The following is a 12,203-nucleotide window of genomic DNA, read 5'->3' on the forward strand; positions in this document are numbered from 1 at the left end:
GTGCGTGTACCTGCACTCGGTGCCGGAGGACCGGCCGACCCGGGTGCGGGGGGTCCGGCGGTCCGCCGGTCACATCCGGAAGACGCCATAGCCGATCTCCTCGAGGGGTGCATTGGCGCAGGCGGACAGGGCCAGGCCCAGCACCGTGCGGGTCTGGGCGGGGTCGATGACGCCGTCGTCCCACAGCCGGGCGGTGGCGTAGTAGGGGTGTCCCTGGTGCTCGTACTGGTCGCGGATCGGCGCCTTGAACGCCTCCTCCTCTTCGGCCGGCCACACCTCGCCGCGGGCCTCCAACCCGTCCCGGCGGACCTGGGCGAGCACCGAGGCCGCCTGCTCCCCGCCCATGACCGAGATGCGGGCGTTGGGCCAGGTGAAGAGGAAGCGGGGCGAGTACGCCCGCCCGCACATCGAGTAGTTGCCGGCGCCGAACGAGCCGCCGACGACCACGGTCAGCTTGGGCACCCGGGCGCAGGCGACCGCGGTGACCATCTTGGCGCCGTGCTTGGCGATCCCCCCGGCCTCGTAGTCGCGGCCGACCATGAAGCCGGAGATGTTCTGCAGGAACAGCAGCGGGATCGAGCGCCGGTCGCACAGCTCGATGAAGTGCGCGCCCTTGAGCGCCGACTCGGCGAACAGCACGCCGTTGTTGGCGACGATCCCGACCGGGTGGCCGTGCAGGCGCGCGAACCCGGTGACCAGCGTCTGCCCGTAGAGCGGCTTGAACTCGGCGAAGCGGCTGCCGTCGACCAGTCGGGCGATGACCTCGCGGACGTCGTAGGGGGTGCGCGGGTCCGGCGGCACCACCTCGTAGACCGACTCGGGCGGGTACAGCGGTTCGTCGACGGGCTCGACGTCCCACGGGCGGGGCGAGCGCGGCCCGAGGGTGCCGACGATCTGGCGGACCAACTGCAGCGCGTGCGCGTCGTCCTCGGCCAGGTGGTCGGTGACGCCGCTGACCCGGCTGTGCAGGTCACCCCCGCCGAGCTCCTCCGCGGTGACCACCTCGCCGGTGGCCGCCTTCACCAGCGGCGGGCCGCCCAGGAAGATCGTCCCCTGCTCGCGGACGATCACCGCCTCGTCGCTCATCGCCGGCACGTAGGCGCCGCCGGCGGTGCAGGACCCGAGGACGGCGGCGATCTGCGGGATGCCGGCCCTCGACATCGTCGCCTGGTTGTAGAAGATCCGGCCGAAGTGCTCGCGGTCGGGGAAGACCTCGTCCTGCATGGGCAGGAACGCCCCGCCGGAGTCGACCAGGTAGACGCACGGCAGCCGGTTGTGCAGGGCCACCTCCTGCGCCCGCAGGTGCTTCTTCACCGTCATCGGGTAGTAGGTGCCGCCCTTGACGGTGGCGTCGTTGGCCACCACGACGCACTCCCGACCGCTGACGCGGCCGATGCCGGTGATGATCCCGGCGGCCGGGGCGTCCCCGTCGTAGAGGCCGTGCGCCGCCAGCGGGGACAGCTCCAGGAACGGGCTGCCGGGGTCCAGCAGCGCGTCGACCCGCTCGCGCGGCAGCAGCTTGCCGCGTTCGACGTGCCGCTGCCGCGCCCGCTCACCCCCGCCCTCGGCCACCCGGCGCAGCTGGGCTGCGAGGTCGGCGGAGAGGGCCGCGTGGGCGTCGGCGTTGCGTCGGGCGGCGTCCGCGTCGGGGGCCGGCGTGCGGGCGAGCACCGGGGCATCCACGACCAGGATGTTAACGACGGTTCACGCCCGTGGTCAACGCGCGTTAACATCCCCGGGTGGCCGAGCTCGCGAGGTCGTCCGGGGGCACGGCACCGCCGGTCACCGGGCCGGCGAGCGCCAGCGAGGAGGGTGCGTGACCGACGTGGACACCGCGTTGCACGCCGACGCGGCGCGCCCGTCGCGGCGGGAGCAGATCCTGCGGGCGGCCGCGCAGCTGTTCGCCGAGCGCGGCGCCCGAGCGGTGGGGGTCGACGACGTCGGCGCGGCCGTCGGCGTCACCGGCCCGGCGATCTACCGGCACTTCGCCAGCAAGGACGCGATGCTCGCCGAGATGCTGCTGCGCATCAGCGAGCGGCTGCTGGCCGGCGGCACCGAGCGGGTGGCCGCCGCCGGCGGCGACCCGCTCGCCCAGCTGCGGACGCTCATCGCCTTCCAGGTCGACTTCGCCCTCGACAACCCGGCACTGATCACCGTGCACGACCGGGACCTGGGCTCGCTGCCCGACGACGACGCCGCCCAGGTGCGCCGGCTGCAGCGCCGCTACGTCGAGGTGTGGGTCGACGTCCTCGGCCGGCTGCACCCCGCGGCCGACGCCGCGACCAGCCGGGCACGTGCGCACGCGGTGTTCGGGCTGATCAACTCCACGCCACACAGCGCCGGCCGGCTGCCCCGGACCCGGACCGCCGCCCTGCTGGCCGCGATGGCCGAGGCCGCCGCCACCACCCGCTGAGGCAAGGACCCCGCCCCTCTCACCGCTCGCAGGCTCGCGGCGAGCCTCGGGACGGGGCCGTCAGCCGGCGGCCGGCTCCGGCATGGGCAGGACCAGCGCCGTCGAGGCGAGGACGTCGAGGTCGGCGGTGCTGCCGGTGGCCCCCGGCGCCGCCCACGCGGACTCCACGATGGTCACCGTGCTGCCGGAGACGGCGCTGGCGTACTCCGCCCCGCTGAGCCGGTCGGGGCCACCGTCGTAGCGCACCCCCTCGCGCAGCAGGTCGCTGACGTTGCCGCTGCCGTTGCGGTCGGTCAGCGCGCGCAGCGCCCGCGCGCCGGCGGGGTCGCCCATGTCCACCGTGGAGACCGAGACGACGACCGGACGGCCGCCGGCGTCGGTGGAGTAGAGCGCGCGCGCCAGGCCGGTGCAGTCGCTGTCGGCGAAGAAGTCGGCCACCGCGCCGTAGGCGTTGCCGGTACAGGTCGGGTCGACCTGCACCTCCTGGACGACGAACGTGCGGCCGTCGACGACTTCCCGGTCCCCGGGCTGCGGCCCCGTGGCGGTGTCGGCCGGCTCGGGGGTGTCCGCGGCCTCCGACGCCTCGGCGCCGGAGGCGGCCGGCGCCTCGTCGCCGCCGAACAGCAGGACCACGCCGATCCCGAGGACGGCGACGAGCGCCAGCGCCGCGGCCACCAGCAGCGCCGTCCGCCGCACCGGCCGCGGGCGCTCCCGGGCCGCGCCCAGCGGCACGCCGTCGGGCAACGGCGCCCGGGCCGCGGGCGGCGGGTCCGCGACCGGCGGAGGGGCCGCGTCCGGCGGAGGGGCCGACCGTGCCGGGGCGACCGTCGCCGCCGGGCCGTCCTCCCGCTCCGCACCGGCGAACAGGCCGCCGATGCCGCCGGTCTCGTCGGCGGCCACGCCCACCGTGGGTCCGACGAGGGTGTCCTTCGGCCCGGCGGGCGGCGCCTCGGCGGGCGGAGCGGCGAGGGTCCGGGCCACCGCGGCGTCCCGGGCGGCCGCCGCGCGCGCGGCGGCCTCCTCGTCGGCGCGGATCGCGGCGGCGGCGACCGCGGCGGCCGCCGCCGGGTCCACCAGCGGACGGGCGGGCGCCTGTGGGGGCGTCGCGGCGGCGTGCGGCGCCGGGTGGTGCGGTGCCGGAGCCGTGGCGGGGGCGGCGAAGCGTGGGCCGGCCGTCATCGCGGCGGGGGCCAGCAGCTCGGGGGTGCGCAGGACGTACGGCGAGTAGGGGAAGCCCTCACCGTTGAGCTCCTGCACCGACGGACCGCGGCCGGCCAGGCCCAGTGCCTCGAGGGCGGCGCGCACGTCGGCCGTCGTCCACAGCCGGGGGTTGTCGACCCCCGTGTAGCGGGCGCTGCGGGCGATCCCGAGCAGGAGGGAGCGGGGCTCGAGGAGCGCGACCTGGTCGCCCTCGCCGAGGTCGCCGTCGGCGGGGACCAGCCCGGTGAGGTCACCGACGAGCACGGTCAGCCGGGCGATGCGGCCGGGCTCGAGGCCGGCGCGGCGCAGCCGGACGGCGGCGTCCATGCCGGACCGCATGAGGCCGTCGAGCGGACTGGAGCCGCCGCCGGCCAACCGGAGCACGTCGCCGGGCCGTCCGCCGTCCGGGCCGATGGTCCAGGCCCCCTCCGCGGTCGCGGTGACGACGCCGCTTTGGCGGACCACCTCGACGACGCGGAGGACGGCCAGACCCTCGGGCACGAAGACCACGGCGTCGGAGAGCCGCCGCTCCATGGGCCCGTCGACCACCGGGACGGACGCGACCACCGCGCCGCGGACCGCCCCGCCGGTGTCCCAGCGGGCCAGTTCCTCGAACAGCGCCCGCTCACCCGCCGTCTGCAGCGGCATGGGGGTGAGGGGCAGCACGTCGTCCTCCGGGGCGGGTCGGGTGGGATGGGGGCGGCGCCAGGGCCGCGCTCGGCGGGGCCGGCCACGACGGGGCGGACCCCGCCTCCGGCAGAGTCGTTATGGGAACGTTACGTCATGTGACGGCCCGGACCGCAGCCCTCAGCGGGTCGACGCGCCGCCGGACGCGCCGACGAGGACGTCGACCTCGGCAGCGGCCGGCACCGGCTGCGCCCAGGCGGCCAGCCAGCGGCTGCGGGCCACGACGTCGACCGTCGTCCAGAGCGCGGTGAACGCGGTGCCGACCAGCAGCACCGACCACCACGTCCGGTCCCACGGCGGCAGGAAGCCGATCGCGTCCTGCGCCGCACCGACGACGTAGAAGACGGCGGTGACCACCGGCGCGGCCAGCCACCCCGGCACCCGCCAGGTGACCGCGAGGTCGATCGCCACCGCGCCCGCGACGAGCACGAGGGGCAGCACCGACGGCGGGAAGTCCATCGCGACCAGGCCCAGCCACATGACCGCGCGGTAGGCCAGGTAGGTGGCGGCGACGACGGTGGCGGTCCAGCGCAGCCCGACCAGCTCGCGGGCCACGACGAGGGCCAGCAGGCCGGCGCAGAGCATCCACGCCGGGTGCACCCACGCGGGCACCGGCAGCATGAACATCGCCGGCGTCTGCCCCTGCGAGGCGGCGAAGTCCAGCAGCTGCGGCTCCGCCGTCGTCCGGCCCGCGTCGTACGCCGCCAGCGACAGGACGCCGTACTCCTGGTGCTGGTTGGGGAAGACGACGTTCTCGACGAAGAACAGCCACAGCCCTAGCGACACGAGGTCACGGACCCGCCCCGGCGCGGCGTACAGCCACCAGCCGCGGATCGCACCGGCCAGCATGACCGCCGTCCCGATGTAGAGCAGGGCGTGGCTGGGGCTCCAGCTGGTGATGTCCAGGCCGTTGACGCGGTGGTTGACGATGTCGATCGGGATGGCGACCAGGAACGTGGCGATGCCCACCTGCATGAGCCGCAGCGCGCGCCGGTCGACGCCGTAGCCGCTGTAGCTGTGGAACACCACGAGCGCGACGACGACGGCGGTGCCCGCGGAGTTGAGCAGGTGCGGCGGGGCGAGGTCGTCGCGCAGCCAGCGGAAGTGCCAGGAGACGTCCCACGAGGAGCCGAGCATCTTCAGCAGGAAGGCGCCGAGCCAGGCGGTGTAGATCCAGCGCAGCTCCTGCTGCGAGGTCGGTCGGCCCGGGCGCCCGGAGGTCGTGTAGGCCAGCCACAGCCAGCGCAGCGCGATGACCGGGTGGCGCAGCGCGGCGGGCAGCGAACCCGGCGCCGGCGGGACCGGCCGCTCGGTCGCGACGGGTGCTGGGGCTGCGGGCACGGCGGTACTCCTGGGCTCGGGGCGGGACCCGGCCGAGCCTAGTGGCGGACCTCCCCGGTTCCCCGCCCTTCGAGTGGCACCGGTGTGCCGGATGCGGTAGACGGCGCACACGCGGGGCGGCCGTGGCGGACGGGACGTAGGGTCGTCGGACGTGGCGGAGAGCGCGGGACACCTGGTCTGGATCGACTGCGAGATGACCGGGTTGGACCTCACCCGGGACAAGCTCATCGAGGTCGCGGTGCTCGTCACCGACTCCGACCTCAACGTGCTGGACCCGGGGCTGGACCTCGTCATCTCGGCGCCCGACGCCGACCTCGAGGGCATGGCCGACGTCGTCACCGAGATGCACGCCAAGTCCGGCCTCACCGACGCCGTCCGGGCCGCGACGCTCACCGTCGCCGAGGCCGAGCAGCAGCTGCTGGCCTACGTGAAGCGTTTCGTGCCCGAGCGGCGGACCGCGCCGCTGTGCGGGAACTCGATCGGCACCGACCGGGGCTTCCTCGCCCGCGACATGCCGGAGCTCGACGACCACCTGCACTACCGGATGATCGACGTCTCCTCGATCAAGGAGCTGGCCCGCCGCTGGTTCCCGCGGGTGTACTTCGCCCAGCCGCAGAAGGGGCTTGCCCACCGCGCGCTGGCCGACATCATCGAGTCGGTGCGCGAACTGGCCTACTACCGCCGGACGCTGTTCGTCGACGGCCCCGGGCCCTCGACGTCCGAGGCGCAGGCCGCCTCCGCCCAGGTGACGGAGGACTTCGCGGCGATCTTCGCCGCCGAGGAGGCCGGCGCGCCCGGCACGCCACCCGCCGCGTCGGGGATCTGAGCCGCCGGGTATCGTTGCTCCGGTTCCCCGGCCGAACCGCTCTCGCCAGCGGCCGGCCGGGTGACGTGGTGGGTGTAGCTCAGCTGGTAGAGCACCAGGTTGTGATCCTGGGTGTCGCGGGTTCGAGCCCCGTCACTCACCCCACGGAGGAGAGGCCCCGGTCGGCAGCCGACCGGGGCCTCTCCGCGTCTGCGGCACGGATCGCCGGCGGCTCGGCGGCGCACCCGCGACGCCGCCCGCCGCCGCGTGCCGCGTGGGACGGCTGGGGCGCGTGCGGCGAACACGCGCGGTCCGGTTCCCTCGCCCGCCGCAGCGGTCTGGCGACCCTGGGGGCATGACTCTCGCCTACTCCTACGGGACCGCTCACGCCGTCGTGATGGTCGGCTCGGTGGGCACCGCAGAGGGCCTCCAGCCCCGGCAGATCGGCCCGGCGCACGCGACCATCGGCCGGGTGAACGGCCGCAGCCGCAAGGCGCTGTGCGGCGCCTACGTCGCCGTCGACGAGCAGACGGTGTGGCCTCCTGAGGGCTACGAGAGCTCGCAGCTGTGCGCGGAGTGCGCCACCCTCGCCGAGCTCTGAGCCGGCTCAGCCCCCGGCCACCGACGGCAGCACCTGGACGACGGCGCCGTCCGGCACCGCCGTCTCCACCCCTCCGCTGAACCGGACGTCGTCGCCGTCCACGTAGACGTTGACGAACCGCCGCAGCGCGCCCGACTCGTCGCGGATGCGGCGGGCGAGCCGGGGGTGCTCGGCGTCCAGCGTGTCGAGCAGGCAGCCCAGCGTGCCGCCGCCCGGGTCCACCTGCAGGTGCCGGGCGCCGCCGGCGAGGTCGGCCAGGACGCCGGGCAGCACCACCTCCACGGACATCGTCAGATCCGGGCCGCGCGCACGACGAGGACGTCGGGCAGGTGGTCGGCCACCAGCTGGAACGACTCCCCCTCGTCCGCGCTGGCGTAGACGCACCCGTCCCGGGTGCCCACGTAGATGCCGGTCGGATCGGTGTCGTCGGCACAGAACGCGTCACGCATCACCGCGGACCAGAACCCGTCGGGCAACCCGGCGCCGAGCTCGGTCCAGGTCTCCCCCGCGTCGCGGGTCCGGTGCACCCGCAGCCGCCCACCCGGCGGCACCCGCTGCATGTCGGCGACCAGCGGTACCACCCACGCCGTCCCCGGGGTGGACGGGGAGGCCACGATCGGGAAGCCGAAGTCGGCGGGCAGACCGTCGGCGATCGACGTCCACGCCTTCCCGGCGTCGTCGGTGCGGAAGACGCCGAAGTGGTTCTGCGCGTACATGCGGTCGGGGTCCCCCGCGTCGACGGCGACCTTGTGCACGCACTGGCCGTACTCGGGCGCCGGCTCGGGCAGGAACACGGCGCTGATGCCGCTGTTGCGCGGCGTCCAGCTGGTGCCGCCGTCCTCGCTGACGTAGACCCCGCCGGCGCTCATGGCCAGCACGACCCGGTCAGAGACGGGGTCGGGCAGGATCGTGTGCACCGCCGCGCCGCCACCGCCGGGCTCCCAGGTGGGCCGGTGCGGGTGGTCCCACAACCCGCGGACCAGCTCGAAACTGCAGCCGCCGTCGCTGCTGCGCCACAGGGAGTGCGGCTCGCAGCCGGCCCAGACCACGTCGGGGCGCCCGGCGGAGTCCGGCCGCAACTGCCAGACCCGGGCCAGTGCGGCGCCGGTGTCCTCCGGGAAGCGGATGGCCCCGGAGTCGGTCTCCTGCCAGCTGCTCCCGAGGTCGTCGGACCACATGACGGTCGGGCCCCAGTGCCCGTACTGGATGCCCGCGAGCACGCGCGGCCGCGACCGGCGGGTGTCGATCGACACCGCCGCGACCTCCTGGGCGAGCAGGTGGGGCTCCCCGAGCGTCCAGGTGCGGCGGTCGTCGTCGCTGCGGGCCAGCCACAGGCCCTTGCGCGTGCCGATGGCGAGCAGATCGGTCATGGCGCCCCTCCGATGGGTCGGTCAGGGCGCGCACCGCGCCCCTCGGGAGTCAGACCGCCGAGGGGCGCGGAACTCAGCGGCGGGTGGCGCCGCCGCTGGGCTGGTCGGGGCCGGCGGCGTGCCGGGCGGTGCGGTCGCGCTGGTGGTCGGCCAGGCCGGGGGCGAGCTTCTCGGCCTTGGCGCGCAGCTGGTCGGCGGCCGAGGCGTGCTCCTGGGCCTGGGCGGCGCGCTGCTGGGCCTCCTGCTCGGCCAGCCGCGTCCGCTCCTCCACCTCGGCGCGCTCCCGGCGGGCGCGGGCGGCCTGCTCCTCGGCGGCGGCCCGCTCCTTCTCCGCCTGCGCCCCGCGCAGCTGCGCCTCCTGCAGGTGCTCGCGCGCCTGCTCACGCTTCTTCGCGCCGTTGATCCGGTTGCGCTTGGCCAGCGCGAGCGCCAGCAGCGCCAGCAGCACCACCGCGACCACGACGATGAGCACGATCACCCAGGTGTCCACGGCACTCTCCTCAGCTCGGGAACCGGGTGATCAATAGCCGCGCCACAGCTCCCGAAACGCCTGGACGACGGCCCGTCGGCTCACCGGAGCGCGCTGCCGGCCTGCCACTCCTCCCACGGGATCGTCCAGTCGTAGATGTCCGAGCGGAGCGTGCCCGCGCTGGAGCCGCGGATCTCGACGACGTCGCCCGGCTGGGTGAAGTCGAAGAACCACGCCGCCCGCTCGGTGCTGAGGTTGATGCAGCCGTGCGAGACGTTCTCCCGGCCCTGCTGGGCCACCGACCAGGGCGCGGCGTGCACGAACTCGCCGCTGTCGGAGATGCGGACGGCGTACTCCACGGGGGTCCGGTAGCCCTCCGGGCTGTCGACCGGGACGCCGTAGGTGCTGGAGTCCATGACCCGGTCCCGGTTCATCTCGGTGACCACGTGCGGGCCGTTGTAGCTGGGGTTGTCCGGACTGCCCGCGCTCATCGGCCAGGTCTGCACGAGCTGGTCGCCGTCGTAGACCTCCATCGTGTGCGTGGACGCGTCGGCGATCGAGACGTGCCGCTCACCGATGGAGAAGGCCACCGTGCGGTCCTTCTCCCCCCACACGCCGTCGCCGAAGCCGACCCCGTACAGGTCGGCCTCGAGCGTGACCTGGATGTTCTCCGGCCAGTACTGCGACGGACGGAAGTGCACCTCGGTGTCGCTGAACCAGTTCCACACCCCGTCGGTGGGCGTGGAACTGGTCACCCGCAGGTGGCTCTCGACGGCGGCCTTGTCGACGACCGGGTCGTCGAACCAGACGCGGATCGGCATGCCGACGCCCACCGTCTGGCCGTCCAGGGGGCCGATGGACGGCGTCGAGAGGGTCGCCGGGGTGACCGTGGTGAACGTCGTCGCGGCCTCGACCGCCTCCGCGTCCTCCCCCTCCGCGGTGGCGGTGAGGGTGTAGCTGGTGCCGTAGGCCAGCGGGGTGTCCGGCGTCCAGAGGTCGGTGGCCGGGTCGTCCGGGGAGTCGGTCACCACCCCGGTCAACGCGGTGCCCGCGCCGTCGACGACGGTGACGTCGGTCAGCTCCCCGTTGGTGACGGAGATCTCCAGGGGGACGGTCGGCGAGACGTCGACCGAGCCGTCGGCCGGCGCCACCTCCACCGAGGCCGGGGGCGCCTCGGAGGTCGGCGCGGCGGCCGCCCCGCCGTCGCCGCCGTCGCCCCCGCCACCCTGGCAGCCGGCCAGCAGGACCAGCGCCCCTGCCGTGACCAGTGCAGCCGTCCCTCGCATGCGTGTCCCTCCCGGGTCGTGGGTGGCCGTGCCCGCACGGGCCACCGGCGCCGGTCCACCAGTGTCCACGGAAGATCCGGGACAGGGGTGGACGCTGCGCCTGTGGACCACCCCGTCAGCACCCCGGACGGCGCTGGTATCGTTTCCCCTCGTTGCCGGTCCAGCCGCGCGACACGCGCCATTAGCTCAATTGGCAGAGCAGCTGACTCTTAATCAGCGGGTTCGGGGTTCGAGTCCCTGATGGCGCACTTTCTCACCGACTTCAGGTCTCTAACCTGTAGGTTTACCCGACGTCCTCTCTCCGGGATGGTCGCTGTCCTTGCGAGGCCATCGAAAACTCATCGAGAACGTCCCCGTGTGGCGATCGAGGGACCAGGCGCAGGACGGCCCCCTGGCGCTGCCACACCCGCAGGTGCTCGCTGATCGAGGCGCGCCGAGCTACCAGATCGTCTCCACCAACCCCAGCTCGGTGATGCGCCGGTCACGCGTGACCAGAGGCAGGCCGAGGGCCATCGCCGTCGCGGCGATGAAGCGGTCCCACGGGTCGCCCAGCGCATCGCGGGGGATCTGCCGAAAGGCCGCCGTGACGTCGAGCGTGATCGACTCGGCCTCGAGCGCGGACTCGGGGTCGCGTAGCAGCCCTACGACCTGGCCCAGCTGATCGTCGGTAAGAGTTCCGCGCGTGCGGACGACGTACCAGAGGTCGACGACCGAGGCGACGGAGACGGAGATGCCGTCGGTCGACTCCGCGTCCTCCAGCGCGGCGAGCGCAGCCGGGGAGAGCCTGCGATCCGGGTCGTCGAGCAGGTACCAGACCAGCGCGTGGGTGTCGGCGACAACCCTCACCGGGTCGTCATGTCCCAGGCACCGCCGTCGCGGTAGCGATCGGCCGAGTCCCGGGCAGCGGTGGAACTAGCGGCCTCGAGGTCGTCCGGGCTCGGGGCTGGCCCCGAGCCGGCCAGGGCTCCGCGCACAGAGCGGCGGCGCTCCGCCGCCGGAGTCCGTCCGACAGGCACCACGTTGAGATGAGTGCCGGGCTTGACGCCCAGACGAGCGAGTTGAGTCGCGTCGATGACACCGGAGCCGTCAGCGCCGACAACGAGGTCCAGGACCTCGAGCTGCTGCTCGGCGGATGACATGATCGAAGAATAGCGCCGTCGACGCGCGCACCGCGGCTACGAGCGAGACCTTCGCGCTCGAGGCGATGGGGGCCGCCACCGCCGGATCGGACGCTTCCCACCTCCCCATCAGCGTGCCAGCTGCCTTGGTCGCGGGAAGGGCGCTGACGCGTCCCTGCGGGATCGGCCTTCGGCCGACCCTTCCCCCGACCGGCGGCAGCCGGAACAGGGCCGGTTGTGGGGAAGCGAGGAGTGTGGACGCCTAGGTGCGCAAAGTCGACCTCCCGTCCCTAGTCCCTGGTGGGGAACCAGGGACGAGTCGGACGCCGTGTCTCTGAAGGCGGCTTTAGGGCTACTCCAACATGCCGTCGTGAAGGTAGAGACTGCACAGCTGATTGAGCCGAGCCCGCCCAGGCAGCGCATGACCGTTGAGCCGAGGACAAAGCCCGTCGAAGGTGGCCAGCAACCTCAGGATCCCTACGTCGAGTGATCGGTCCACGACTTCTAAGTCCCGGGTAATAATCCAAGCCGATTGGTCGTGCGTTCCGACGAAATTGAGTTTTCGCGCTGGCTTTTTGGCAGCACGCGACTGGTGGAGCGCCCTCACGCCAGTGTGGGTATAGCTCGCCAGTGTCGGGCCCGCCTCCCTTCTCCGGCACAGCGACTTCGCCGAGTAGTACCCCTGAGTGAAAGACGCCCGCTCCGTCGATTGCTTCGCGGATGCGAGACACACGGGGGAGTCTGTCGAGTGACACCTTCCGAGGCTTCGCCGGGATGGCCTTGCGTGACGCTCATCGGCCCTTCCATGACGCAGTGCCGCGATCTTGCCGGTGAGCGGGCTGTTAGCCGGACCAAGCCCGTTACCAGCACTGGCGGCGCCAAAGGGGTCTAAGCTGGCCGTTCACCGGCCGGC

At 73.8% G+C, this 12,203-nt stretch carries 11 protein-coding genes and 2 tRNA genes; 5 read left to right on the forward strand and 8 right to left on the reverse strand.

The genetic code is table 11. From position 1 onward, the window contains the following. Positions 1-69 precede the first annotated feature (69 nt). Positions 70-1,683, reverse strand: coding sequence for a carboxyl transferase domain-containing protein (locus ACI78V_RS16190; RefSeq protein ID WP_456852510.1), 1,614 nt, complete (start codon positions 1,681-1,683; stop codon positions 70-72). A 133-nt stretch (positions 1,684-1,816) separates the two neighbouring features. On the opposite strand from ACI78V_RS16190, the gene ACI78V_RS16195 reads away from it, so the two are divergent. Then, positions 1,817-2,413, forward strand: a complete 597-nt coding sequence (locus ACI78V_RS16195; RefSeq protein WP_456852512.1) for an SACE_7040 family transcriptional regulator — start codon at positions 1,817-1,819, stop codon at positions 2,411-2,413. 60 nt (positions 2,414-2,473) lie between these two features. On the opposite strand, the gene ACI78V_RS16200 is transcribed toward ACI78V_RS16195, so the two are convergent. Together ACI78V_RS16200 and ACI78V_RS16205 are read right to left on the reverse strand one after the other, a co-directional pair. Continuing rightward, positions 2,474-4,279 carry a hypothetical protein gene (locus tag ACI78V_RS16200; protein WP_456852514.1) on the reverse strand — a complete coding sequence of 602 codons (1,806 nt, stop codon included), beginning with the start codon at positions 4,277-4,279 and terminating at the stop codon, positions 2,474-2,476. A gap of 141 nt (positions 4,280-4,420) precedes the next feature. Next, positions 4,421-5,641, reverse strand: coding sequence for a hypothetical protein (locus tag ACI78V_RS16205; protein WP_456852516.1), 1,221 nt, complete (start codon positions 5,639-5,641; stop codon positions 4,421-4,423). A gap of 151 nt (positions 5,642-5,792) precedes the next feature. Here ACI78V_RS16205 and orn point away from each other — a divergent pair, with 151 nt between their 5' ends. The 3 genes from orn (at position 5,793) to ACI78V_RS16220 (ending at position 7,047) form a co-directional block, all read left to right on the forward strand. Then, complete coding sequence (gene orn / locus ACI78V_RS16210) at positions 5,793-6,467, forward strand: oligoribonuclease (protein WP_456852518.1); 675 nt, start codon at positions 5,793-5,795, stop codon at positions 6,465-6,467. Positions 6,468-6,535: 68 nt separating this feature from the next. Further along, a tRNA-His gene (locus ACI78V_RS16215) sits at positions 6,536-6,611 on the forward strand. Positions 6,612-6,801: 190 nt separating this feature from the next. After that, the gene (locus ACI78V_RS16220; RefSeq protein ID WP_456852520.1) at positions 6,802-7,047 is read left to right on the forward strand and encodes a hypothetical protein; all 246 of its coding nucleotides are present in this window, start codon (positions 6,802-6,804) and stop codon (positions 7,045-7,047) included. Between the two features lie 6 nt (positions 7,048-7,053). Here ACI78V_RS16220 and ACI78V_RS16225 read toward each other — a convergent pair whose 3' ends face one another. The 4 genes from ACI78V_RS16225 to ACI78V_RS16240 all read right to left on the reverse strand — a co-directional run bounded on the left by ACI78V_RS16225 (position 7,054) and on the right by ACI78V_RS16240 (position 10,172). Further along, positions 7,054-7,335, reverse strand: coding sequence for a MoaD/ThiS family protein (locus tag ACI78V_RS16225; protein WP_456852522.1), 282 nt, complete (start codon positions 7,333-7,335; stop codon positions 7,054-7,056). Between the two features lie 2 nt (positions 7,336-7,337). Further along, positions 7,338-8,417 carry a WD40/YVTN/BNR-like repeat-containing protein gene (locus tag ACI78V_RS16230; RefSeq protein WP_456852524.1) on the reverse strand — a complete coding sequence of 360 codons (1,080 nt, stop codon included), beginning with the start codon at positions 8,415-8,417 and terminating at the stop codon, positions 7,338-7,340. Positions 8,418-8,490: 73 nt separating this feature from the next. Beyond that, positions 8,491-8,907, reverse strand: coding sequence for a hypothetical protein (locus ACI78V_RS16235; protein WP_456852526.1), 417 nt, complete (start codon positions 8,905-8,907; stop codon positions 8,491-8,493). Between the two features lie 80 nt (positions 8,908-8,987). Further along, positions 8,988-10,172 (reverse strand): Ig-like domain-containing protein, encoded by a 1,185-nt coding sequence (locus ACI78V_RS16240; protein ID WP_456852528.1) that lies wholly within the window; start codon positions 10,170-10,172, stop codon positions 8,988-8,990. Between the two features lie 175 nt (positions 10,173-10,347). On the opposite strand from ACI78V_RS16240, the gene ACI78V_RS16245 reads away from it, so the two are divergent. Further along, a tRNA-Lys gene (locus tag ACI78V_RS16245) sits at positions 10,348-10,420 on the forward strand. 190 nt (positions 10,421-10,610) lie between these two features. Here ACI78V_RS16245 and ACI78V_RS16250 read toward each other — a convergent pair. After that, entirely contained in the window at positions 10,611-11,018 is a 408-nt protein-coding gene (locus ACI78V_RS16250; protein WP_456852529.1) for a type II toxin-antitoxin system VapC family toxin, read from the reverse strand. Between the last annotated feature and the right edge of the window lie 1,185 nt (positions 11,019-12,203).

Source organism: Geodermatophilus sp. SYSU D00742, assembly GCF_054049935.1.